Below are 25,250 nucleotides of genomic sequence, written 5' to 3' on the forward strand. Positions count from 1 at the left end.
GATCGTCGCTTATTGTGCGTTCTATCCAGAATCATCTGTGCAAATCGTTGCGTGTCGTCATCGCAAGCCAGCGATCAAAAGGGGCGGTGAAACCCGCCCCTTCTCACTTAGCGCTTAGCTTTTCGTGGGTTTACCGTATTCGTAGTCGTAGTAGTCGTAGCCGTAACCATAAGAGTTAGCGGCTTTGCGTACCACGGCGTTCAGAATCACCCCTTTAATTTCGATACCGTTCTGGGCAAAGCGTTTGAAGCTGACATCCACTTCTTTCGTGGTGTTAGTTTCGAAACGCGCCACCATCAGCGACGTACCGGCCAGTTTGCCGATAATGGACGCGTCGGTAACGGCCAGAATCGGCGGTGTATCAATCAGGACCAGATCGTAGTTTTTGCTTGCCCAGTCCAGCAGTTCACTCATACGGCGATGCATTAACAGCTCCGACGGGTTCGGCGGCACCTGACCACGTGGCAGGAAATCAAACCCGTACGCGCCCTGCTGAATCATGGCCGGGCTAAACTCCGTTTTGCCGGACAGGACGTTTGACAGCCCGGATTTGTTATCAGCACCCAGCAGTTCGTGGGTATAACCCCGGCGCATGTCACCGTCGATAAACAGCACTTTCTGACCGGCTTTAGCCACCAGCGTCGCCAGGTTGACACAGATAAAGGTTTTACCAATGCCCGGGCTGGCCCCGGTGATCATCAGGATGTTGTTTTTCGCCTCCATCATGGCGAAGTGCAGGCTGGTACGCAGGCTACGAATCGCTTCAATGGACAGATCGGTCGGATTACCCAGCGCCAGCAGCGTGTCATGCGGATCGGTTTTCACCTTGTGGCCACGACGTGCCAGCGCCTCGGTGTCTTTCTTACGCTGCCAGTCGGAGAGCGGTACGCTGGCATAGACGTTCATGCCCAGCTCTTCCAGCTGTTCTGGATTTTCGATGCCGTGATGCAACAGGGCTTTAAGCAGAACCACGCCCACGGAAACCATCAGGCCCAGGATAAAGCTGGCGGCGATAATCAACAGCTTCTTCGGTGCTACCGGTGCGTTAGCGGTGGCCGCCTGGTCGATGATGCGAACATCACCCACGGTACTGGCCTTGCTGATGCTCAGCTCTTGCTGACGGTTAAGCAGCTGCATGTAGATTTCCTGGCCTGACTGCACATCGCGGGTCAGACGCAGAATCTCTTGCTGGGTTTTCGGCATCTGCGCAATTTTCTTGTTTAACTCAGCCTGCTCATCTTCCAGCGTTTTGCGCTTCTCAAGCAGCGCACGATAGGTCGGGTGATCTTTGGTAAACAGCTGCGACACTTCGGCTTCACGGAAAGTCAGCTCGTTAAGCTGGCTCTGTACGCTGACGGAAGAATCCAGTGCCGATTTCGCTTCCAGTGAGAGGTCAACGGATTCATTCGCGCGGCGGAAGGCGTTCAGCTTATCTTCAGCCTGATCCAGTTTGGCCCGGACTTCAGGCAGTTGCGTTTTCAGGAACTCCAGGCTTTTCTCCGCCTGCTCAGATTTACGCTGAACGTTCTGCAACAGGTAGTTGTTGACGATCTGGTTCAGCACCTTACTGATCTGATCCGGGTCTTCACCCACATACTGCAGGCCCAGCACGCCAGTATCTTTTCCTTTATCCGCGACGGTCAGGTTAGACAGGATGCTGTTAATCGCCTGCAACTCGTTCAGTTTGGTGACGGTAAATGTGGTGCCGGGTTCAGCATTGATATCGCTGACCAGCATGCTGACATCACCGTGTTTTTCAAACTGCCCGACTTTTCCTTTAAACAGCTCATCCCCGTCAGCCGAAACGGTGTAGCTGTCTTTTCCGGTCACTTCCAGCTTAACGCTGCGTTTGTCGATAGTGCGTGGGATCTCCAGACGGGAAACCGCGACCTCGCCCGGTTTATTGCCCATCAGGCGCGACAGACCTTTACCGATAACCGGGAAATAGTTCTGTGAGACCACCGCGTCCAGACCGAGGTCCTGAACGGTTTTGCCCAGCACCATGCGTGATTCCAGAATCTGAATCTCAGTGTCAGAAGCAGGCGTGGTCGGCATCAGCGTTTGCAGTTCATTCAGAACGGTGCTGGTGTTCTTTTGCTCGACCTGAACCATCGCATCGGCGCTGTAAATGGGTGTTGCAAACAAGGTGTAAAGGGTTGCCACCAGCATGAAAAAAGCGGTCACAGCGACGATCACCCACCGGTGATCAATCAGCTGTCCCACAAGGTGTGCCAGATCCCATCCATTCGATTCCTCGCGTGGCGCGGTCATGACTTTATTTTTACTATTCATGGATAATCCCAACTATCGGCTTAAAACGCTGACCCATTTCTGAGTGGCGTGTTCCAGTAACCCGTAAACCTCTTCAAAGGCCTCACGGCTTTTTCTGTACGGATCCGCAATTTCCTTCTGATCGAGCCAGTGCCCAAGCAGCATCGTTTTGCCACGCGCGGCCGGGTCAATGCGGTTAACCTGTTCAATGTGGCGCTTTTCCATCACCAGAATCAGGTCATATTCCCGACACAGGTTGGCCGTTAACTGTTGGGCCTCGTGCCCTTCCAGTGACAACCCGTTATCGGCCGCGACGTCAGAGGCGGTTTTATCCGCCGCGTGCCCGACGAGGGCACCCAGACCGGCTGAGGCGACAGAGAGTTGCGGCAGCGCACGTTTGAACAGCCGCTCTCCGGTAGGAGAGCGGCAGATGTTGCCTACGCAGACGACTAACACAGACTTAATCATGGCGAAACCTTAGTTCGACCAGTTGCGGATGCGTTGTGCGGCCTGTGTCGCATCGTTAACACCGGCTATGGTTGGTATCAACTGCGATATCACGCGGTTCCAACGCGTCAGCGGCGTCGAGGTCACGTAGACGATATCGTAAGGTTCGAGTTGGAATTCGGTACCCATCACCATCGATGCAGCATCTTTGGTGTTCAACTGGTAAATATTGGCGATCTTGTTGCGGTCTGTGCCGCGTGTCGGACGGATAACAAAGACACCGGTCGCATCCGACGTGGTCTGATCCATGCCCGCCGCATTGCCCAGTGCTTCCGCCAGCGTCATGCCACTGCGATCCATCTTCAGGGTGGCCTGCTGTTTCACTTCACCCATAACGAAGACTTTCAGATCGTCGTTGCGCGGCACATACAGAATGTCGCCCGGATAAAGCAGATGGTTTTGGCTCAGATCGCCATTCTGCATCAACGCCTGCAATGACACGCGCTGTTCGCGGCCATTATGCGTCAGAACCACGTTGCGCCAGTCGGCGTCCGCAGCCAGTCCGCCCGCAGCGTTAATTGCGTCCAGGATAGTAAGCGGAACGTTGGTAATAGGCTGTTGACCTGAGGTGGTCACCGCACCGGTTACGTAAGTTTTCTGTGACTTAAAGGAAGCAATGCTGACGTCAACCTGAGGACTTTCGATGTACTGTGCCAGGCGACGCGCGATCTCATTACGCACTTCCCCTACGGTCCGGCCTGCGACACGGACCCGACCAATATAAGGGTAAAAAATGGTGCCATCTGAATGGACCCAGTTACCGGTGTCGCTTGCACTGCGGTACTGACCAGCGGGCGTGGTGAGTTCAGGGTGATCCCATACGGTCACGGTGAGCACATCACCGATGCCGATACGGTATTCATAGTTCTGAATCTCATTTTGCAGTGACGGGTTGGCTTGTGCTACCAGTGGCTTAGGACGCATTCTTTCCACCAGGCTCGGCGTTAACGGATACACGTTAACGTACTTGTCGATGTCAAAGTTGTTGTCCTGCTGCTCAATGACATCTTTTCCCGAAGTGGATAAATTTTGCCCCGGCACGACGGTACAGCCGGCCATAAACGTGGCAGATACCAAAACAGGTATCATCTTCATTTTCATTGTAATCATTTAGATCTTCGCTATCAGTTAATGTTTGATAGAGGCAAGTACGCCGCTGTGTAAGCGCTCAAAAAAAGTAAACTATCCTGACTCAGGCACTGAACATGTCGTTCATTATTCTTAGCTCCTGTCTTTTACCGATCACGCGCTTTACCCAGAAAGAAATAAAGCAAAGCAGAACATGGCTGTTTATCAATGCCGTACCGCTTTTTTTTAGAAAAATGTACCAACCCGCTCCCCTGTCGTGTGCTGTCAGAGAGAGGCTGGCACCTTTTTCCTGCGGTTAATAAGCACCATCACGCTTAAGCACGACACCGACGGTTTTGAACAAAATGGCGATATCGTTCCACAACGACCAGTTTTTCACGTACCAGGAATCGAAATAGACGCGCGTTTCATAATCTACGTCGTTACGACCACTGACCTGCCACAGTCCGGTCATACCGGGTTTGGCCATCAGGTAGTAATCCACGTCACCGGCGTAGCGTGCCAGCTCGTCTTCGATGACAGGACGCGGTCCTACCAGACTCATATCACCCCGAACGACGTTCCACAGTTGCGGCAGCTCATCCAGGCTGGTTTTACGAATGAAGTGGCCGACTTTGGTAATGCGTGGATCGTTTTTAAGTTTGAAATCTTTATCCCACTCAGCACGGGCGACCGGATCGGTACGCAGCACTTCCTCAAGCACTTCTTTGGAGTTGATCACCATCGAACGGAATTTCAGGCATTTGAATTTACGGCCATTCATGCCCACGCGCTCATGACCATAAATCGGTGGACCGCCATCCCGGCCGACCAGAAAACCCAGCACCAGCAGCGCGGGGAGCAGCATGACGATGATAGACAGTGCGCCGACAATATCGAACACGCGCTTCAGGAAGCGTGACGTACGCTTAGCCAGGTTATTCTGCACGCGCAGGATCATGACTTCATGGCTGAAGATGTAGGCCATATCGGTACCGTACAGCGGTACGCCGCGCAGCGTCGGAATGACAGAAACGGAGCGACAGTTGTGCATAGCCAGTGATTTCAGCCACATATCACGGTACTGGCTTTGCTCGAATTCCACCGCCACGATGAACTGGGTGTCCGCATTGGTCAGCTTCCATACGTCCTGTTCGTCGCGCAGAACAGGAACGCCCGACATGACGTCCTGAGGGCAGGTCCCATCAACGTCGTAGAAGGCAATGACATCGAATCCCATGACTTCTTCACTTTGCAGCGCTTCCCACGCTTCCTGGGCATTTTTACTGCTGCCGATAATGATGGTCTGTTTTTTCCACAGGCCATAATTATTTAAGACGCGTTTAAAAACGGAGCGACAGACAGGAATAATCACCAGCGTGATAAGCCAGGTCAGCAGCCAGACAAAACGGGACATCTGCCACTGAGACAGTGCCGTGATTGACAGTTCAATAACGGAAAAAATAAGAATGGTACGAAAAATTTCTTTTAATTCGAACCAGAAAGGTTTGCGATAGGTGTAATGACGCAGTCTGACCCAGAACCAGCCAACGCAAATTAGTGACAGGCAAATGTGGGTAGCAATTTTTAAATTTAATTCCCGGTCAGACATATCCGATAAAAGAGACGGAGATGTCAAATTAATTAGCATCATCGCGATAAATAATGCCGCGTTGAAACATATTAAATCAGAACAAGCCAATAATAATTTGGTGATAAGACTTTTAAACGTAAAATGGTTATCGCGCATATTTAACTCTTTATTTTATTTCCTTAACCCACCACGACCAGACCCTGAAGTGAACAGTACTGATGTTGAGCCTGAAGCGTTTCTGAGGGGAGCTCCTGCGGCATTTACGCCATTGTCATTGACTATGAAAACAATAATCCCGTACTCAATACCAACAGATTACTCTGACTTTACCCACACAGGACTGATTAAATATCAAACCACAGCGGCAAGTCAGGCACGCTACCGCCCTTGGCTGTCGGTGCCAATACCGCCTTGATAGCCTCGGGTTCTCCCTGCGCCACAAATGAAGGCGCACAACGCATCCCTTGCCGAATGCGTTTACATTCCGCTGCTTACCCTGACGGATGATTGCGCAAATTACAGGTTCAGACGCAGGCGTTAACTAACTCGTTGCTATACTAGTTATTACTGGCCTGTTTACAAGTGGACCCCGCCATCACCGGACTATTTTAGGAAAAAGACTACCAGTAATAAGTATTGAAGCCGCTCATTTTGGGTGCCAGGGAAGAAAAAAATCAGATTTATTCCATGTTGGCACCAGGATTAATCGCATAAGAAATTCCTCTGAATGGCGAGTGTAGTGACATTAATCTGCAACCTTTATCCCTTACAGTCCTTCCTGCATTAATCATTTCGTCCATTAATTCGCCTGTAATTAAAGTGGTCTGTGTCTAAATAAAGCGTAAAGCGCCTGTCATTCCGCTATTTGTCCCGACGCCGTCTGTCCACTATCATCAGACAAAGCTTATTTTTAGACATTCAGGTGAATAACGCATGCTGGAGGTAATGACCGATCCCTCATTGTGGGCAGGTTTAGTAACGCTAATCGTTCTGGAGCTGGTGCTGGGTATTGATAACCTTGTGTTTATCGCTATCCTGGTGGAGAAACTGCCTGCGGCGTTGCGCGACCGCGCGCGCATTATTGGTCTGCTCATGGCGCTGGTTTGTCGCCTGCTGCTGTTAGCCTCGCTTTCCTGGCTGGTAACGCTGACTCAACCTTTATTCACCTTCGCGCATCATGCCTTTAGTGCGCGTGATCTGTTGCTGTTGTGCGGGGGGCTGTTTTTGCTGTTCAAAGCGACCACCGAACTTAACACACGACTTGAAGGCAGCGATGCGGAGGACACTCAACAAAAGGGCGGCGCTAAATTCTGGCCCGTCGTGGCACAAATTGTCGTGCTGGATGCCATTTTTTCTCTGGATGCGGTGATTACCGCCGTCGGGATGGTCAACGATCTGCCGATCATGATGGCGGCGGTCACTATCGCCATTTTACTGATGTTGTTAGCCAGTAAACCGCTGACGCGCTTTGTTAACAACCATCCGACCATCGTGATTCTGTGTCTGAGCTTTTTGCTGATGATTGGTTTCAGTCTGGTGGCGGAAGGGTTTGGTTTTGCGATTCCCAAGGGCTATCTGTATGCCGCGATCGGTTTCTCCGTCGTCATTGAAGCCCTGAATCAGCTGGCACAGTTTAACCGCCGTAAAGTGTTGTCAGCCGGACGGCCCCTTCGCCAGCGCACAGCTGAAGCCGTGCTGCGGCTGCTGCGTGGTGAAGCGGAACAGGCCGAGCTGGATACGCAAACCGCTTCTATGCTGGCTGACGGTGAGTCTGTTGCCCTGTTTAACCGGCAGGAACGTGTGATGATTGCCAGCGTGATGGGACTGGGGCAACGTCGTATCGACACAATTATGACCACGCGCCATGATGTTCAGCACATTGATTTAAGCGACGACCCCGACGTCATTATGGCCGATCTTGACCGCAATCAGCATACGCGCATCGTTATCACCGAAAACGGTAATGAACCGCTTGGTGTTGTCCATGTTAACGATCTGTTGCATCAGTCGCTGCATCGGCATGCCCTGGATCTGCGTAGCCTGATCCGTCAGCCGCTGGTCTTCCATGAGCGCATAACGGTGTTACAGGCGCTGGAGCAGTTCCGCCAGGCACAGACGCATTTTGCGTTTGTGGTCGATGAGTTCGGGTCGGTAGAAGGCGTGGTGACGCTGAGCGATTTAATGGAGGCGATTGCGGGCAATCTGCCGAACGAAGCCGATTCAGAGGCGCGCCACGACATTCAGCCTGACGGCGCAGGCGGCTGGATTGCCAATGGCCATATGCCACTGGACGATTTGGCCCTTTACGTCACGCTGCCGCGAGAAAACACACAGCATTACCACACGATCGCAGGTTTAATGATGGATCGCCTGCAACATGTGCCGCAGGAAGGCGAAGAGATTCAGCTTGGCGAATACCGGCTACGGACTTTACAGGTCGACCAGCATCGGATTCAGAAGGTAGGGATTGTACCTCACGTCGACGGTGCGGCGCTGAAAGCGTAATTCAGCGCCGGCTGCCGACGGTGATTACGGGTGCGTACTGTTCTTGTCTTTTGCCTGTTGACGATCGAGCCACTGATTGAGGCGGGATTTTGCCTCATTCTGTAGCCTGTCACGCATGACATCATCTACCGGCAGCGTATATTGCGGATTAGCCCAACTGCCATAAATACGGAACGGAATCACCTGGTCGGACAGCGCGGCCACCAAGTTTTCGTCGCCGCGCCAGTCGCTCAGTGTCAGGCCCAGCGTCACATCCAGCTGTTGCTGCACCAGATTGATACGCCCCTCGCCGCGCAGCGTCAGCGCCTTCCCTCCACCGTCGAGATGACTTAACGTCAGCAGCCCATTTTTCATGGCCAGTTGTCCGCTCATCTGCTCAATGCCCTGTCCGGACGCCTGAGAATCACTGCTGACACGGTCGCTGACACGTGCCACGGCACTGCGCACCATTTGCTGTAAGTCGAGCTGGGCCAGTTTCAGATCATGCGCCTGGATATCGGCCTTGCCCTGCCAGCTGCGTTTTGCATCCGCAAGCGTCAGATTTTCACCCGACAATTCACCTTTAAGGCTCAGGGTTCCCTGCAGCGACGGCGGCAAGGCCAGCGCTTTTAATAAAGGCTGGATAGCTATCTGGTTCAGCACCGGCGTAAAAGCGACCTGCGTAACAGGCTGACGAATGTCGATACTGCCCGGTACAGAGAAGCTCCCCTGCCCCACATTGCCTGATAATGTACTGAAGGTTACCAGCCCCTGTTGATTAACCGCTTTGAGGGAGAGTTTGGTCAGGTTCAGGCCACGCCAGACCGCGCTATCGGCCTGCAGCGACAAATCAAGATCAATGTCGTTAAGCGGGGAGTCTGCATTGGTCGGTTCAGGCTGGTCCGCGATGACCGGTGCCGGGGCAATCTGACTGTTTTGTCCACTCATCTGCTGGGTCAGGGTCGAGATAAACAACAGATTGTCCATATTGAGTGCGCTGGCATGAAGATCCAGCGCCAGCTTTTGCGGCGGCGTAAGTTCGCCTTCAGCGCGCCCGCTGAGCACGCTGTCGTTAGCGGTCAGCTTAAGATTGCTCACGTCAAAACGATTTTTATCCAGGTCCCAGTTGCCCTGAAAGCTCAGCGTGCCTTTAATGCCCTCTGGCGGCAGGCTCGCTCCGGTCAGGTTATAGTCGACCTGCGCCACCTGGCCGCTCAACTGATGCGGATAGCGTGATTTGTCCAGTTGACCTTTCAGCGTCAGGACAGCGGTGCGTTGGTTACGGGTCAGACTGGTCGTCAGGCCGATCGTGGCGATTCTGGACTGATCCTGCTCCATATCCAGATTAAGATTACGGAAGGTAAAGGCGTCCCCGCCCGGCTGCTGCCAGATAAGCAGGCTGTCGGACAGTTGCAGATTGTCGATGTCAAACGACCAGCTGGCAGACGAGGTGGGTTCGCTGTTGTGTGGCGCGCGCGGCGCGTTCTCAGGTGCCCGCGCGGCGCTGTCTGGCGTGACCCGCACGATGGCATTTTTTAACATCACCTGGCTTACGCTGAGCTGATGGGAAAGTAACGGCAGAAGATTAACATCCAGACGCATGTTATCGGCAGAAACAACCGGTTGCGCCGCTCCGGGTGCCGTCAGGCTCATCCGTCCGGCGAGAATGCTGAGTTTCGGCCACACATGCCAGCGCAGGTCGCCATCGATAGTGAGTTGATAACCGCTACGCTGTTCGACCTCTTGCACCATGTAACTACGGAAGTCGTTAGGGTTCACCAGCATGACCAACGCCGTTAATCCCGCTACGACCACCACCAGTAGAATGGCCAGCGTGGTTATCACTCTTCTCATCACATCCTCATGAATTAATCTTTGTCGATACGACTGGCATCAGCACCCTGCTGGCCACGATATTTTGCATTCTCACGGCGATTATAGGGACGCGCTGCCGGACCAGAAAGCGGTTCAAAGCTTAGCGCACCAATCAACATGCCAGGGCGCAACGCCAGAGGCAGTTTGCCTGAATTATAAAACTCCAGCACGATACGGCCCTGCCAGCCCGGATCGATACGGTGCGCAGTGACGTGAACCATTAGCCCGAGGCGGGCAAGTGAAGAACGCCCGTCGAGCCAGCCCACCAGATCGTCGGGAATCGTGACAGATTCCAGCGTTACCGCCAGCGCCAGTTCGCCCGGATGCAGAAAGAACGCCTCACCTTCCGGCAACACGATCTCATCGCTCATGACGCGATCCAGCGCAGCACTGACCTCGTGCTTCGGGCCGCTTAAATCAATAAACGGCGCGGTATGTCCGCTGAACGTCCGGAACTGATTGCCCAAACGCACGTCCACTGTTGCACCATTGATATGTTCCACGGTTGGCCGTGGGGTAATCGCCAGTTTTCCGGTGTCGAGCCAGGCTTCAATATCGCGGTCGCATAATCTCATTACGGTAACTCCATGAAGTAAGTGTAGCGAACAGGGCGCATCTGTGCTTTTAACCTGTTCGCGTCACGCCTTTTGAGACGTAAACTACTCGAAAAACTGATTAATCTTGGCCTTCAGAATATCAATCGCGATGCGGTTTTTACCACCGCGCGGCACGATGATATCCGCGTACTGTTTTGACGGTTCAATGAACTGCAGAAACATCGGGCGTACCGTTTTCTGATACTGACTCATGACGGAATCCATTGAGCGACCGCGTTCATTGACGTCGCGCTTCATTCGGCGCATCAGGCAAATATCCAGCGGCGTATCGACGAAAATGGAAAAATTCAGTTCCTGGCGTAACCGCGCATCCGTTAACAACAGAATGCCTTCAAGAATAATGACTTTTTTGGGCTTGAGATGCAGCGTCTCTTGCGTGCGGGTGTGCTCAACGTAGCTGTAAACCGGCAGTTCAATGTCCTGTCCTGCTTTGACAGCGCGCAGGTGCTGTAACAGCAAATCATGATCCATCGCGCTGGGATGGTCATAATTGGTCTTAACCCTCTCTTCCATGGTGAGGTGACTTTGATCTTTGTAATAGGCATCTTCGGGAATAACACCGATGTGTTCATCACCCACCTGATCGCGAATTTCACGATACAGGGTACTGGCGATTAAACTTTTACCGGATGCGGATGCACCTGCAATGCCAACGATCACGCACTGATGGGACTTGTCAGTCATACTTTTAAAAACCTGATACTGGAGCCAGAAACTGTACGCAAACTGCGCACCCAGTTAATGGGGCTGAACGGAGAGGGTGATTTGGCGCTAAGTATAGGGATTTCGGTCTTTTGATGCCAGAGAAATGGCATGGCCGGTTTTCAGACTTTCCCCTTTTAACTCGAATGATTTCATCGATAAACTAGCCCTCTCAGACAGCATGACGATGCACAGCACGTATCAGGTCTTACAAACCTGAACAAAAAGGGCCTGGGGCCCGAAAAAAATAAAGGAAAACTATGCTCTGGAAGACCCTCACCTATTTTGGTGACAGTATGTTGTTAATTCCCACGGCGGTGATTATTGCACTGATTTTACCGTGGAAAAGTGATAACCGGCGCACCGTATGGTACTGGCTTTTTGCCTTTGGCCTGGCGGGGCTGGTCGTCAGCCTGTCAAAAATTCTCTTTCTGGGCTTTGGCATTGGCAGTGCCCGTTTTAACTTCACCGGATTTAGCGGCCACAGCGCCATGTCTGCCACCCTGTGGCCCGTGATGCTCTGGCTGATATCCGGACGCTGGCCGAGCCTGTGGCGCGGTTTCGCCATTGGCGTGGGCTATATGATCCCCTTAATGGTGGGGTTTTCCCGCCTCGTCATCCATGCTCATTCCCTCAGCGAAGTCCTGACCGGACTGCTGTTAGGCTTTACACTGAGCACAGCTTTTTTGCTTTCACAACGCGAAACCGCATTAAAAGGGTTTAGCTGGCCGCAGATTGCCGCCGCATTGCTGGTGCCGGTGCTGCTGCTGGGACATGGACGCATCGCCACCACGCAGCAGTTTCTTGAGCACTTTTCAGCCCGCCTCGCGGGCCTGGAAAAACCCTATACCCGTGCCGACCTTTTTCGTTGAATAAGGCGAGACGGGCTCGCCTCACAGACGAGCCCGTCAATCGGTCAAATAACGCAATTTAATGATTTCCCCCCTTTTTTCTCCAACAAATGTGCTAGCATTCTTCAATCAGGATGGCTATCTCGTCACCTGCCATGTCAATACCTTGTACCCTGCTGGATCGATAAATGATCGTTGATGCGCTGGCTTCGTCAGATAAATCACCTAATTCGTGGCTTCATGCCTGCGGGCTTGGCCTGGTTTCGTTCGTCCTGACCTTGTTCTGCCTTGAACTGATCGTAGTAAGCGGCAAGATCTCGCCTTTATGGTTTTCCACCGCCTTAATGACCGTGGTGGTGTTTCGCTGCACATCACGTCAGTTGCCGTTGTTCCTTGTGGCCTGCCTGATTGGCACCGCCGCAGCCAATGCGTTTGTCATCGGTCCTGCGCTTTCAAATTTAAAATTTGCCCTGTTGAACCTTTTGCAGGCGGGCATCGGTGGCATGCTGCTGCGCGCGTTGCTTAACCGCGAGGCACCGCTGGTGTCGCTGCGTGACTGGCTGCGCTTTGTTTTTGCCACCGGTGTGATTTCGCCGCTGATTGGTGGCGTACTGGCGCTGTGGGTTTTACAGGTTGGACAACAGGCCTCTTTCGCCTTCTTTTATACATGGGTGATTTCGGAAATCATCGGCATGCTCGCGCTTGGGCCGGTTCTGCTGCTGCTCTCCTGGCCCTTGCCTAAGGGTTACCTCAGGCGCGCCTCGCTGTTTGAAACACTTTTCAGCCTCGTTCTGACGCTGATTGCCAGCTATTTGTCGCTGCGTTTTTTGCCCTGGCCGTTTACCTTCATTTTGGTCGTGCTGTTCTGGTGCGCTGTTCGGCTGCCCAAGGTGGAGGCGTTTGTCCTGTTCTTTCTCAACGCCAGCTTTATGGCGCTGCTGCTTTCTTTAGACTGGATAATCGTCACGCCTACGACGACGAATTACGCCATGATTGTCAGTTGGCTGCCGTTTCTGATGGTCTTAATCCCCTGCCATATTATGTCGCTGGTCATGGATGCGTTCCGCCATGAAACGCGCCATATCAGTGAAAGCGAAACGCGTTTTCGTAACGCCATGGAGTATTCCGCTATTGGCATGGCGCTGGTTTCACCCGAAGGCCGCTGGCTTCAGGTGAATAAATCATTATGCGACACGCTGGGTTATCCCGAGTACGAATTAAAGAACCTGACTTTCCAGCAGATTACGCATCCTGACGACCTCGGTATTGACGATGGCAAAATGGATAAGCTGCTGGCTGGCGAGATTTTGTCGTTCACGCTGGAGAAGCGTTACTTCCGTAAGGACCATGAAATCGTCTGGGTGCGGCTGACGGTTTCGCTGGTACGGGACAGCGAACAACAACCGCTCTATTTTATTGCGCAGATTGTGAATATTTCTGAATTAAAACAGAGCGAGTTGGTCAACCAGCGGTTAATGGAACGTATCACGCTGGCCAACGAAGCGGGCGGCATTGGCGTGTGGGAATGGAACATGAACAGTGGAGAAATGCTGTGGGATAAACGCATGTACACATTGTTCGGTTTGCAGTCGGATGAAGTGCCCAGCTTCGACTTGTGGATCAAACTGGTGCATCCCGACGATCGCGCATTTTGTGTGCAGACCATACAGCAGGCCATTGAAGAAAGCAGCGCGTTTCAAATGGAGTATCGCGTGATGCGCGAAGAAGGACATTACTGGATACGTTCTCAGGCGAATCGTTTACTCAGTCAGGAAGGCCGGATCGAGCGCATACTGGGCGTTGCACAGGACATTACGCCGCTGCGTAACCTGAACGAAGCCCTGTTTCAGGAAAAAGAGCGCATGATGATTACGCTCGATTCCATCGGCGAGGCCGTCATCAGTACGGATCAGGCCATGCGCGTCACCTTCATGAATCCGGTGGCTGAAAAAATGACTGGCTGGTCACAGGAAGCCGCGGTCGGCAGACCGGTAAGTGAACTGCTTCACATCACCCATGGCCGTCACGGCGCGCCGGTGGAAAATCTGATGATCAACCCTACGCATTCTGAAAAGACTGCGCCCTATCTGTCGGAAGAGTGGGTGCTTCACACCCTGAATGGTGAGCACATTGATATCCATTACACGATAACGCCGCTGAAATCGGAATCGGGAACCGAACGCGGCGCGGTGATGGTCATTCAGGATGTGAGTGAATCACGTAAAGTCATGAAACGATTGAGCTACAGCGCGCTGCACGATACGTTAACCCGCCTGCCCAATCGCGCCAGTTTTGAGTTGCAACTGAAGCGACTGCTGTCCGATGCCGCTGAACATCAACATCAGCATGTACTGGTGTTTATTGACCTGGATAAATTCAAAGCGGTTAACGACAGCGCCGGGCACGCCGCCGGGGATGCACTGCTGAGCGAACTTTCCGATTTAATGCGTCACCACCTGCGCAGCACCGACTTTCTCGCCCGTCTTGGCGGGGATGAATTTGCCGTGCTCATGCCTGAATGTCTGGTGGACCAGGCCCGTGATGTGGTGCAGCGTATCGTGCGTGCAGTCAACGACTATTGTTTTGAATGGCTGGGCCGGGCCTATCAGGTTGGGGCCAGCGCAGGCATGACACAAATTTCACCAAATAATTGTCAAAGCAGTGATGTGTTGTCCCAGGCCGATATTGCCTGTTACAACGCTAAACGCAGCGGCCGCGGGCGCTACATGGTGTACGAACAGCATCCGCTGGCCCTGACCGGCAGCCACCATTCGCTGGATCAGGTAACCCTGGATGCCTTGCAGGTGGAACTCCAGGTCTGGGCTGTCGCACCGCCAGGTAAGCCGCACTCTGCCAGCGTCTGGTTGATTGAAGTGCAGTTGTTTACCCGGGAAGGACTGCTGGTGGATGAACATCTGCTGCGTAACAACCTGACTGACGCGGCGCTGAAACAGCGGCTGGAAGACAATATCGTTGAGGCTTTTTTCCGTCATCGCATTGCGGCTATGAGCCAAAAAGGCATTGCCTTAATTTTGCCCGTGGATGTTAACGCGCTTTATAATCCGGTTTTCGTTGAGAAACTTTGTATCCGTTTTGCAGAATCCGGTCTGGCGAACAGTAACAGCGGTATCGCGCTGCATGCCGCCAGCGTGTTATCGGGCGGCGAGCAGCTTTTGGGTACACTGATGAAACTGCGCCAGGCAGGCTGTCGCATCGTGCTGCAACAGTTTGGCCGTAACCTGGATGCGTTTAATCAGTTAACCGGTAAAGTGGTGGACTGTCTGATTCTGGCACCCGAGCTGGTGGCGAACCTGCATAACAATCTGATGGATGAAATGCTGATTTCCATTATTCAAAGCCAGACCAATGAACGTAATATTATATTGCTTGCGGGCCCAGTCTCCGTGCCGGCCGTTCTGACCACGCTTACCAGCCTGGATGTTGACGGAGTCTGGGGCAGTGCTGTTGCCGAGCGCCAGCCGCTCAGCAAACTGAGTGAAGATCACCTTTTTGCGATTCGCTAATTCTGCCGCTCGCCGCTTGCCTCACCTTTACAGCTGCGCTAAAGTCGCCCCCTTTTTCCTGCCTGGGGGCGAAAAATGTTCATTGGATTCGATTACGGTACGGCTAACTGCTCGATTGCGGTCAGCGAAAAAGGCACACCACGACTGTTAACGCTGGAGAACGGTCAACGCCTGCTGCCCTCGATGATCTGCTCCCCGACACGTGAAGCCGTCACGGAATGGCTTCATCGCCATCATCAGGTTGCCACGCCGGACCAGGAAAGCACGGCGCTGTTGCAACGGGCGCTGCGCTATAACCGTGAAGAAGATATCGATGTTCTCTCCGATAGCGTGCAGTTCGGTCTGACCGCGCTTCAGCACTATATGGTCGATCCGGAAGATGTCTGGTTCGTGAAGTCGCCGAAGTCCTTCCTGGGCGCGAGTGGGTTAAAACCCCAGCAGATCGCCTTCTTTGAAGATTTAGTGTGCGCCATGATGCTGCATATTCGTCAGCAGGGCGAAGCACAGCTTGACCAGTCAATTGAACAGGCGGTAATTGGCCGCCCGGTGAACTTTCAGGGACTGGGCAGCGAAGAGGCCAACGCGCAGGCGCAGGGCATATTATTGCGTGCCGCTAAACGCGCGGGCTTTCGGGAGGTGGAGTTTCAGTTTGAGCCGGTCGCGGCGGGGCTGGACTTTGAAGCCACACTCGAAAAAGAAACCCGCGTGCTGGTCGTGGACATCGGTGGGGGAACCACCGACTGTTCGATGCTGTTGATGGGGCCGCAGTGGCGTCATCTGTCAGACCGGCGGGAAAGCCTGCTGGGCCATAGTGGCTGCCGCGTGGGCGGTAATGACCTGGATATTATGCTGGCGTTTAAAGCGTTGATGCCGTTGCTGGGCGCGGGCGGGAAGACACAAAAAGGCACGGCCTTACCTGCCCTGCCCTGGTGGAATGCCGTCGCCATCAACGATGTGCCTGCACAAAGCGATTTTTACAGTACCGCCTGCGGCAAACTGTTGCGCGATCTGGTACGGGATGCCGAAAATCCTGCCGCCGTGGCACACCTGTTAAAAGTCTGGCAACAAAAGCTGAGCTATCGTCTGGTGCGTACTGCGGAAGAGAGCAAAATCGCCCTCTCCGACCGCCCTGACTTCGCTGCCGCACTGGATTTTATCAGCGCGGATTTACAGGCCGATATCAGCGTGGCAACCCTGCAGGACGCGATCAGCCAGCCGCTGGAGAAGATCCTGGAACAGGTACATCTGGCGCTGGCGACCAGCCACATTAAGCCCGAAGTGATCTATCTGACGGGCGGTAGTGCACGTTCGCCTCTGCTGCGCGCTGCGCTGCAGCAGGCCCTGCCGGGTACACCGATTGCTGGCGGAGATGACTTTGCCTCAGTGACCGCTGGTCTGGCGCGCTGGGCTGAGGTGATGTTTGCCTGACAGCGGGGGGAGTCGAATAAAGTGCAGCACTCTCGGCGGGTGAAATCGCCTGAAGGGGCATTTTGGCTTCGGCTCCCTTTCCTTCGTTTGCCTTTACCGCGAAGACGTCAGGCTGAGCTGTTTTGGGATGCTAACCCATTGTTGTGATGTCGGCGGGTGAGATCGCCAGAAGAGGCACTTTGGCTTCGGCGGTCCTCGCGCCGCTGACGCGGTGCCTTCAGGTCGCTCAGCGCTGCGGAATACCTCGCAGAAAATGCCCCTTCTGGCTTTGTCAGTTTGTGCGCGGGTAAAGCGACACAGTATGTGAGCCCGTGCTTTCTTTTGCGGTGAAGGCAAAACGAATGCAGTGCCTGTCCTCAGAAAAAAGCCCTTCTGCCCTTTAATCTTGAGCGGGGTTAAAGCGGCACCATGCGTCAGCCGGTTCTGCCGCGTTAAGGATAGCGCCCGGTCCGGCAATGCACGTTACTGACGGACCCGGCGGTATCGAAGATGATGTTCATTCCTCTTTGCGCCGCGCCCCCTTGCTCAGCGCTCAATGTCTCAGCAGGCATAACGTAAGGTTACACGCTGACCTTCTTCATGCTGCGCACGGCTGCGTAAAGCGCTGGGTGATGAATGTGTCATCTTCCTGAAGGACAAGTTGTTTTTAATCCTGTATTTCCTGGTCAGGCAGGATATGATCCGGCGCGCTGTGGTCAGCGTAGTCCGCCTTGTTTCACATCAAATCTGACTCTTTGCCAACGCCGTTTTTTCAAAAAACCGACATACTTACGGTGCGCTGACAGATATCCTTAATTCCTTCAAATTTTTACCCGCAGGGACGACTACAATTCGTGGTTTGCAGGCTAACGTTTACGCCCGCGTCCTGGAACGATATCGCTGGAGAGCAACAATAACAATGAACAACCGACATCCTGGAATGAAAAAAGGCCTGATTTTAGCGGTGGTTATTGCCGCTGCTGCAGGCGGTTACTACTGGTGGAAGCATCCAGCCCAACCCGCAGGCAACGAAACATCCAGCCAGTCAGAACACGGCAAAAGAGGCAACGGTGGACATAAACCGCTTGCGCCCGTGCAGGCTGCCAGCGCTGTAACAGAAAGTGTGCCGCAATACCTTAGCGGTTTGGGTACAGTGACCGCAGCCAATACCGTAACGGTACGCAGCCGGGTAGATGGTAACCTGGTGGCCATCCATTTCACGGAAGGCCAGCAGGTCAAAGCCGGCGATCTGCTGGCAGAGATCGATCCGCGTCCCTATCAGGTCGCCCTGATGCAGGCTCAAGGCCAGCTGGCGCGCGATCAGGCTACGCTTGCGAACGCCCGCCGTGATTTAGCCCGTTACCAGAAGCTGGCGAAAACCTCGCTGGTATCCCAGCAGGATCTGGATACGCAAAACGCGCTGGTCAGTGAAACCCTGGGCACGATTAAGGCCGACGAAGGCAGCGTTGCCAGCGCACAGCTGAACCTGACTTACAGCCGAATTACGTCCCCGATTGCGGGTCGCGTCGGCCTGAAGCAGGTTGATATTGGCAACTACATCACCAGCGGTGATACCAATGGTCTGGTGGTGATCACTCAGACGCATCCGGTGGATGTCGTCTTTAGCGTCGCCGAAAACAATATCAGCCAGATCATGCAGGCGCAGAAAAGTGGCGAACCGTTGCTGGTGGAAGCCTGGGACCGCAGCAATCAACACCTGATTGCGCGCGGAAAACTGCTCAGTCTGGATAACCAGATCGACGTCACGACAGGCACCATTAAAATCAAAGCGCGTTTTGATAATCAGGATGACCTGCTTTTCCCTAATCAGTTCGTCAACGCCCGGCTGAAGGTGAATACGTTGCAGGATGCCGTCGTGATTCCGGTAGCCGCGTTACAGATGGGTAACGAAGGCCACTTTGTCTGGGTGATTAACAGCGAAAATAAGGTGAGTAAGAAAACCGTGACCGCCGGTTTCCAGGACAGTCAGAAAGTGGTCATCAATGCCGGACTGAGCGCGGGCGACCGCGTGGTAACGGATGGCCTTGACCGCCTGACAGAGGGGGCAAAAGTGGAAGTGGTTGCAGCACAGAGCAGTGCAACTAAACAGAGCCGCGCCAGCTTGCCATCCAAAGGAGAGTCAGAGTAATGCAGGTTATGCCTCCTGACCACAGCGGAGGACCGTCACGCCAGTTTATTCTGCGCCCGGTCGCGACGACGTTACTGATGATTGCTATTCTGCTGGCGGGGATTCTGGGTTACCGCTTTTTACCGGTGTCAGCGTTACCTGAAGTGGACTATCCGACCATTCAGGTTGTTACCCTGTATCCCGGTGCCAGTCCGGATGTGGTGACGTCGTCGATTACAGCGCCTCTTGAACGTCAGTTCGGTCAGATGTCCGGTCTTAAGCAGATGGCCTCGCAAAGTTCTGGCGGCGCCTCGGTGGTGACGCTGCAGTTCCAGCTCTCGCTGCCGCTCGATGTCGCAGAACAGGAAGTGCAGGCGGCGATTAACTCTGCCTCTAACCTGCTGCCCAGCGATTTGCCGAATCCGCCGGTTTACAGCAAAGTTAACCCGGCGGATCCGCCCATCATGACGCTCGCCGTCACCACCACCAGCATGCCCTTAACCCAGGTACAGGACATGGTGGAAACACGCGTCGCGCAGAAAATTTCCCAGGTGACCGGCGTCGGCCTGGTCACGTTGACCGGCGGCCAGCGTCCCGCTGTGCGCGTTAAGATGAACACCCAGGCATTAGCCTCTATGGGCCTGACCAGCGAAATGGTGCGTACGGCGATCACCAACGCCAACGTAAATTCCGCGAAAGGCAGTCTTGATGGTCCGACCCGCTCGGTTACGCTGTCAGCCAACGATCAGATGAAATCGGTCGAGGATTACCGCCAGCTGATCGTCAGTTATAAAAATGGCGCGCCAGTGCGGCTGGCCGATGTGGCTACGATTGAACAGGGTGCCGAAAACAGCTGGCTGGGTGCCTGGTCTAACCGTGAACCCGCCATCGTACTGAATGTGCAGCGCCAGCCGGGTGCCAATATTATTGCAACCGCCGACAATATTCGCGCCATGCTGCCCGGGCTGATTGCCAGCCTGCCCAAATCCGTCGATGTGAAACTGGTCACCGATCGCACCACCAATATCCGCGCGTCCGTCACCGATACGCAGCATGAGCTGATGCTGGCAATGGCGCTCGTGGTGATGATCATCTACCTGTTCTTGCGTAATGTGCCCGCGACCATCATTCCGGCCGTGGCTGTTCCGCTGTCGCTTATTGGGACCTTTGCGGCAATGTATTTCCTGGGCTTTTCCATCAATAATCTGACGCTGATGGCGCTGACCATCGCCACAGGCTTTGTGGTGGACGATGCCATCGTGGTGATTGAGAATATCTCGCGCTATATCGAAAAAGGGGAAAAGCCGATGACAGCGGCCCTGAAAGGGGCAGGCGAAATTGGCTTTACCATTATTTCGTTAACGTTTTCACTGATTGCGGTATTGATTCCGCTGCTGTTCATGGGCGACGTGATTGGTCGCCTGTTTCGCGAATTTGCGGTGACGCTGGCGGTGGCAATTCTGATCTCAGCGGTGGTCTCGCTCACCCTGACGCCGATGATGTGTGCCCGCATGCTGAGCGCCGAGTCACTGCGTAAGCAGAACCGCTTTTCCCGTGCCAGCGAAGCGATGTTCGATCGCATCATTGCCGTTTATGGTCGTGGGCTGCGCCGGGTGCTGAATCACCCCTGGCTGACGCTGTCCGTGGCGCTCGGCACGTTGCTGCTGACGGTTTTGCTGTGGATGGCCATTCCTAAAGGTTTCTTTCCGCAGCAGGACAACGGCATTATCCAGGGAACGCTGGAGGCACCGCAGTCGGTATCCTACGCCAGTATGGCGGAGCGGACACGCGATGTTGCCTCTGTGATTATGAAAGATCCGGCTGTACAGAGTCTGACCTCGTTCGTGGGCGTGGATGGCACCAATCCGTCACTCAACAGCGCCCGGTTGCAGATTAACCTCAAACCGCTGGATATGCGCAGCGAGCGTATTCCGGAGATTCAGCAGCGGCTGCAAGCGCAGATCAGCAAAATTCCTGGCGTCACCTTGTGGTTGCAGGCGGTGCAGGACCTGACAATTGACACCCAGGCCAGCCGTACGCCGTATCAGTTTACTCTGCAGTCCGGTTCGCTGGATTCGCTCAGCACCTGGGTCCCTGCCCTGCTTAACGCCCTGCAGAAACACCCTGCGCTACGTGACGTCAGCAGTGACTGGCAGGACCAGGGGCTGGAAGCCTATATCAAAGTGGACCGTGACAGTGCCAGCCGGCTGGGCATCAGCATGGCGGACGTAGATAACGCGCTGTATGACGCCTTTGGTCAGCGGCTGATCTCCACGATTTATACCCAGGCGAATCAGTACCGCGTGGTGCTGGAACAGGACAACAGCACCATGCCGGGCCTGCAAAGCCTGGACGGTATTCGTCTGAACAGCACTGACGGTGGCAGCGTGCCGTTGAGCGCGATCGCCAGCATTGCCCAGCGCCATGCGCCTTTAACGATTAACCACCTGAGTCAGTTCCCCTCCGCCACCTTCTCTTTCAATGTGGCGAAGGGCTATTCGCTGGAAGATGCGACCAAAGCGATCAACCAGGCAGAGACGGAACTGGGGATGCCGTCAGAGGTGATGACGCAGTTCCAGGGCAGCACGCTGGCTTTCGAGGCTGCCCTGACCAGTACCGTCTGGCTGATTGTGGCGGCAGTCGTAGCGATGTATATCGTGCTCGGCGTGCTGTATGAGAGCTTTATCCATCCCATCACCATCCTCTCCACGTTGCCCACGGCGGGCGTCGGTGCGCTGCTGGCGCTGATGATAAGTGGGAATGAGCTGGATATTGTTGCCATCATCGGCATCATTCTGCTCATTGGTATTGTGAAAAAGAACGCCATTATGATGATCGACTTCGCGTTAGCGGCGGAACGTGAACAGGGCATGAAGCCCTATGATGCGATTTATCAGGCCTGCCTGCTGCGTTTCCGACCGATTCTGATGACGACGCTGGCCGCCCTGCTGGGTGCATTACCGCTGATGCTCAGCACTGGCGTGGGTGCAGAGCTGAGGCAGCCGCTGGGGATCGCCATGGTCGGCGGCCTGATTCTGAGCCAGATTCTGACGCTGTTTACCACGCCGGTAATCTACCTGCTGTTTGACCGCCTGGCGCATAACCTGCGTCGTCGCCTGGGTCAGACGGAGGCGCAGCCGTGAAGTTTTTTGCTTTGTTTATCCATCGTCCGGTCGCCACGACGCTACTGACGCTGGCAATTGCGCTGGCGGGCATTCTGGGCTTCCGCCTGCTGCCGGTGGCGCCGCTGCCGCAGGTGGATTTTCCGGTCATTATGGTGTCAGCGTCCCTGCCAGGAGCCTCGCCCGAAACGATGGCGTCTTCGGTCGCCACGCCGCTGGAGCGCTCGCTGGGCCGAATTGCAGGCGTCAGTGAAATGACCTCGACCAGTTCGCTGGGATCGACCCGCATTATTATGGTGTTCGATTTTAATCGTGATATTAACGGCGCGGCACGTGATGTACAGGCGGCCATTAACGCGGCGCAGAGCCTGCTCCCTACCGGCATGCCGTCGCGTCCGACCTACCGCAAAGCCAACCCGTCTGACGCGCCGATCATGATTATGACGCTGACGTCAGATCTGTACACGCCAGCCCAGCTTTATGATTATGCGTCGACACAGCTGGCACAGAAGCTGTCGCAGATTAATGGCGTGGGCGATGTCACCGTGGGCGGCAGCTCGCTGCCCGCAGTGCGCGTGGCGCTCAATCCGCAGGCGTTATTTAATCAGGGCGTGTCGCTGGATGCGGTGCGTCAGACCATCGCTAACGCTAACCAGCGCCGTCCGCAGGGCGCGCTGGAAGACGGGCAACAGCGCTGGCAGTTACGGACCAACGATGCATTACAAACCGCCCGGGAATACCAGCCGCTGATCGTGCAATACAACAACGGCGCGGCAGTACGGTTGTCCGATGTCGCCACCGTTGAGGACTCCGTGCAGGATGTGCGCAACGCCGGTATGTCGCGGGGCAAACCGGCCGTTTTGCTGGTGATTCGCAAAACGGCGGATGCGAACGTGATTGAGACGGTTGATCGTATTCGCGCTGAACTGCCCGAACTGCACGAAATCATCCCGACGGCGATCGATCTGCAGATTGCCCAGGATCGCTCACCCACCATCCGCGCGTCGCTCGAAGAAGTTGAGCAGTCGCTAATTATCGCCGTTGGCCTGGTCATTCTGGTGGTGTTTGTTTTCCTGCGCTCAGGTCGCGCCACGCTGATTCCGGCGGCGGCCGTGCCGGTCTCGCTGATTGGCACCTTTGCCGCCATGTATTTGTGCGGCTTTAGCCTGAACAATCTGTCGTTGATGGCGCTGACCATCGCCACCGGCTTTGTCGTGGACGATGCCATTGTGGTGCTGGAAAACATTGCCCGTCATGTTGAATCGGGCATGAAACCGCTGGCCGCCGCGCTCAAAGGCGTGCGTGAAGTGGGCTTTACGGTGCTGTCGATGAGCCTGTCGCTGATCGCGGTCTTCCTGCCGCTGCTGATGACAGGCGGATTGATTGGCCGTTTCTTCGCGGAGTTTTCCATCACCCTGTCGGTTGCTATTCTGATCTCGCTGTTTGTATCCATCACGCTGACGCCCATGATGTGTGCTTACCTGCTGAAACCCCATGCGCCGCGCAGTCAGCCGCGGCGACGGGGCATTGGCCGCCTGCTGCTGGCGGTACAACAGGGTTATGCCCGCTCTCTGAACGTCGTGCTGAACCATGCGCGCTGGGTCATCCTGTTGCTCGTGGGCACTGTCGCCCTGACGGTATGGCTGTTCATCAGTATTCCCAAAACCTTTTTGCCCGAGCAGGATACCGGCCGCCTGTCCGGCTTTATTTCTGCCGACCAAAGCATTTCGTTTCAGGCGATGCGCGGTAAGTTGCAGGACTTCATGAAAATCGTGGGGGCCGATCCGGATGTCTCAAGCGTGGTGGGCTTTACCGGCGGCATGCGCACCAATATGGGCCTGATGTTTATCTCCCTGAAACCCTTGTCCGAACGCAAAGATAATGCACAGGCGGTGATTGCCCGCCTGCGTACCAAGCTGGCAAAGGAGCCCGGTGCCAACCTGTATCTTAATGCGGTGCAGGATATCCGGGTGGGCGGTCGCGAAGCCAACGCCAGCTATCAGTATTCTCTGTTAACAGACGATCTGGCTGCGCTGCGCACCTGGGAACCGAAAATTCGTCAGGCCTTTAGCGCCCTGCCGGAACTGGCCGACGTTAACTCCGATCAGCAGGATCAGGGCAGCGAAATGGCCCTGACGTATGACCGGGCCAGCATGGCGCGGCTGGGCATTAATGTTTCCGAAGCGAATGCGTTGCTCAACGATGCGTTTGGTCAGCGTCAGATTTCCACCATCTATCAGCCGCTGAACCAGTACAAGGTCGTCATGGAAGTGGATCCGCGCTATACCCAGGACATCAGTTCACTGGATCAGATGTTTGTGATTAACAGCGACGGCAAACCCATCCCGCTCTCCTGGTTCGCCAAATGGCAACCGGCCAACGCGCCGCTGTCGGTTAATCATCAGGGCTTGTCTGCCGCATCAACCCTCTCCTTTAACCTGCCAGAAGGTGTGTCGCTGTCCCAGGCATCCGAGGCGATCGATCGCACTATGACGGCGCTTGGCGTACCGTCCAGCGTGCGCGGCAGCTTTGCCGGCACCGCACAGGCGTTCCAGCAATCGCAAAGCAGTCAACTCTGGTTGATGCTGGCTGCGGTTGCGGCAGTTTATATCGTGCTGGGGATTCTCTACGAAAGCTATGTGCACCCGTTGACCATTCTTTCGACGCTGCCGTCTGCGGGCGTCGGTGCCCTGCTGGCGCTGGAGCTGTTTGATACGCCGTTCAGCCTGATTGCCTTGATCGGGATTCTGTTGTTGATCGGGATAGTAAAAAAGAACGCCATCATGATGGTCGACTTTGCGCTTGACGCAGAACGCAACGGCAATCTGAGCGCCCGCGAGGCGATTTTCCAGGCCTGCCTGTTACGCTTCCGCCCTATCCTGATGACCACGCTGGCGGCCCTGTTTGGCGCGTTACCGCTGGTGCTGACCAGCGGAGACGGCGCCGAGCTGCGTCAGCCGTTGGGCATCACCATTGCCGGCGGCTTGATCATGAGCCAGCTCCTCACGCTGTATACCACGCCGGTGGTGTACTTAATGATGGACAAACTGCGACGTAAAACGCGCACCCAGAGGATGAATGCCACTCAGCATTAAGGGGT

14 protein-coding genes are annotated in these 25,250 nt (G+C 54.7%); 7 read left to right on the forward strand and 7 right to left on the reverse strand.

The genetic code is table 11. The features are described from left to right. Nucleotides 1–114: 114 nt before the first annotated feature. The 4 genes from wzc to wbaP all read right to left on the reverse strand — a co-directional run bounded on the left by wzc (nt 115) and on the right by wbaP (nt 5,596). Nucleotides 115–2,292 carry a tyrosine-protein kinase Wzc gene (wzc, locus tag G5574_RS05695; protein ID WP_033740496.1) on the reverse strand — a complete coding sequence of 726 codons (2,178 nt, stop codon included), beginning with the start codon at nt 2,290–2,292 and terminating at the stop codon, nt 115–117. Nucleotides 2,293–2,304: 12 nt separating this feature from the next. Continuing rightward, complete coding sequence (locus tag G5574_RS05700; protein WP_006119871.1) at nt 2,305–2,739, reverse strand: arsenate reductase/protein-tyrosine-phosphatase family protein; 435 nt, start codon at nt 2,737–2,739, stop codon at nt 2,305–2,307. A gap of 9 nt (nt 2,740–2,748) precedes the next feature. After that, on the reverse strand, nt 2,749–3,888 hold the full coding sequence (locus G5574_RS05705) for a polysaccharide export protein (protein ID WP_033740498.1): 1,140 nt from the start codon (nt 3,886–3,888) through the stop codon (nt 2,749–2,751). A 274-nt stretch (nt 3,889–4,162) separates the two neighbouring features. Continuing rightward, entirely contained in the window at nt 4,163–5,596 is a 1,434-nt protein-coding gene (wbaP, locus tag G5574_RS05710) for an undecaprenyl-phosphate galactose phosphotransferase WbaP (protein ID WP_164482235.1), read from the reverse strand. A gap of 777 nt (nt 5,597–6,373) precedes the next feature. Between wbaP and G5574_RS05715 the strand changes: the two genes are divergently transcribed. Beyond that, nucleotides 6,374–7,945, forward strand: coding sequence for a TerC family protein (locus tag G5574_RS05715; RefSeq protein ID WP_054633470.1), 1,572 nt, complete (start codon nt 6,374–6,376; stop codon nt 7,943–7,945). 24 nt (nt 7,946–7,969) lie between these two features. Here the strand turns inward: G5574_RS05715 and asmA are convergent, their stop codons facing one another. From asmA to udk, 3 genes are all read right to left on the reverse strand, one after another. After that, nucleotides 7,970–9,778: an outer membrane assembly protein AsmA gene (asmA, locus tag G5574_RS05720; RefSeq protein ID WP_164482236.1), complete on the reverse strand. Its 1,809-nt coding sequence runs from the start codon at nt 9,776–9,778 to the stop codon at nt 7,970–7,972. Between the two features lie 14 nt (nt 9,779–9,792). Then, nucleotides 9,793–10,374, reverse strand: coding sequence for a dCTP deaminase (gene dcd, locus G5574_RS05725; RefSeq protein ID WP_006119878.1), 582 nt, complete (start codon nt 10,372–10,374; stop codon nt 9,793–9,795). An 84-nt stretch (nt 10,375–10,458) separates the two neighbouring features. Continuing rightward, nucleotides 10,459–11,100 carry a uridine kinase gene (udk, locus tag G5574_RS05730; protein ID WP_006119880.1) on the reverse strand — a complete coding sequence of 214 codons (642 nt, stop codon included), beginning with the start codon at nt 11,098–11,100 and terminating at the stop codon, nt 10,459–10,461. Between the two features lie 278 nt (nt 11,101–11,378). Here udk and G5574_RS05735 point away from each other — a divergent pair, with 278 nt between their 5' ends. The 6 genes from G5574_RS05735 (at nt 11,379) to mdtC (ending at nt 25,245) form a co-directional block, all read left to right on the forward strand. Next, nucleotides 11,379–11,990: a phosphatase PAP2 family protein gene (locus G5574_RS05735; RefSeq protein WP_006119881.1), complete on the forward strand. Its 612-nt coding sequence runs from the start codon at nt 11,379–11,381 to the stop codon at nt 11,988–11,990. Between the two features lie 167 nt (nt 11,991–12,157). Then, nucleotides 12,158–15,493 carry a diguanylate cyclase gene (locus G5574_RS05740; protein ID WP_164482237.1) on the forward strand — a complete coding sequence of 1,112 codons (3,336 nt, stop codon included), beginning with the start codon at nt 12,158–12,160 and terminating at the stop codon, nt 15,491–15,493. Nucleotides 15,494–15,568: 75 nt separating this feature from the next. Then, complete coding sequence (gene yegD, locus G5574_RS05745; RefSeq protein WP_054687528.1) at nt 15,569–16,921, forward strand: molecular chaperone; 1,353 nt, start codon at nt 15,569–15,571, stop codon at nt 16,919–16,921. 898 nt (nt 16,922–17,819) lie between these two features. Beyond that, a complete protein-coding gene (locus tag G5574_RS05750) occupies nt 17,820–19,049 on the forward strand; it encodes an MdtA/MuxA family multidrug efflux RND transporter periplasmic adaptor subunit (RefSeq protein ID WP_039338138.1) in 1,230 nt (409 codons plus the stop codon). Beyond that, on the forward strand, nt 19,049–22,171 hold the full coding sequence (locus tag G5574_RS05755; RefSeq protein ID WP_110268221.1) for an MdtB/MuxB family multidrug efflux RND transporter permease subunit: 3,123 nt from the start codon (nt 19,049–19,051) through the stop codon (nt 22,169–22,171). Before G5574_RS05750 ends, G5574_RS05755 begins: the two co-directional genes overlap by 1 nt. Continuing rightward, a complete protein-coding gene (gene mdtC, locus G5574_RS05760) occupies nt 22,168–25,245 on the forward strand; it encodes a multidrug efflux RND transporter permease subunit MdtC (protein WP_033740513.1) in 3,078 nt (1,025 codons plus the stop codon). The genes G5574_RS05755 and mdtC overlap by 4 nt, the downstream gene beginning before the upstream one ends. The last annotated feature ends 5 nt before the right edge of the window (nt 25,246–25,250 follow it).

The sequence above is a fragment of the Pantoea stewartii genome, from assembly GCF_011044475.1.
Classification (GTDB): Bacteria; Pseudomonadota; Gammaproteobacteria; order Enterobacterales; family Enterobacteriaceae; genus Pantoea; species Pantoea stewartii.

Bases quoted from the DNA above. Each gene is read 5' to 3' on its own strand.
- wzc (WP_033740496.1), bottom strand. From the start codon at position 2,292: ATGAATAGTAAAAATAAAGTCATGACCGCGCCACGCGAGGAATCGAAT.
- G5574_RS05700 (WP_006119871.1), bottom strand. From the start codon at position 2,739: ATGATTAAGTCTGTGTTAGTCGTCTGCGTAGGCAACATCTGCCGCTCT.
- G5574_RS05705 (WP_033740498.1), bottom strand. From the start codon at position 3,888: ATGATTACAATGAAAATGAAGATGATACCTGTTTTGGTATCTGCCACG.
- wbaP (WP_164482235.1), bottom strand. From the start codon at position 5,596: ATGCGCGATAACCATTTTACGTTTAAAAGTCTTATCACCAAATTATTA.
- G5574_RS05715 (WP_054633470.1), top strand. From the start codon at position 6,374: ATGCTGGAGGTAATGACCGATCCCTCATTGTGGGCAGGTTTAGTAACG.
- asmA (WP_164482236.1), bottom strand. From the start codon at position 9,778: ATGAGAAGAGTGATAACCACGCTGGCCATTCTACTGGTGGTGGTCGTA.
- dcd (WP_006119878.1), bottom strand. From the start codon at position 10,374: ATGAGATTATGCGACCGCGATATTGAAGCCTGGCTCGACACCGGAAAA.
- udk (WP_006119880.1), bottom strand. From the start codon at position 11,100: ATGACTGACAAGTCCCATCAGTGCGTGATCGTTGGCATTGCAGGTGCA.
- G5574_RS05735 (WP_006119881.1), top strand. From the start codon at position 11,379: ATGCTCTGGAAGACCCTCACCTATTTTGGTGACAGTATGTTGTTAATT.
- G5574_RS05740 (WP_164482237.1), top strand. From the start codon at position 12,158: ATGATCGTTGATGCGCTGGCTTCGTCAGATAAATCACCTAATTCGTGG.
- yegD (WP_054687528.1), top strand. From the start codon at position 15,569: ATGTTCATTGGATTCGATTACGGTACGGCTAACTGCTCGATTGCGGTC.
- G5574_RS05750 (WP_039338138.1), top strand. From the start codon at position 17,820: ATGAACAACCGACATCCTGGAATGAAAAAAGGCCTGATTTTAGCGGTG.
- G5574_RS05755 (WP_110268221.1), top strand. From the start codon at position 19,049: ATGCAGGTTATGCCTCCTGACCACAGCGGAGGACCGTCACGCCAGTTT.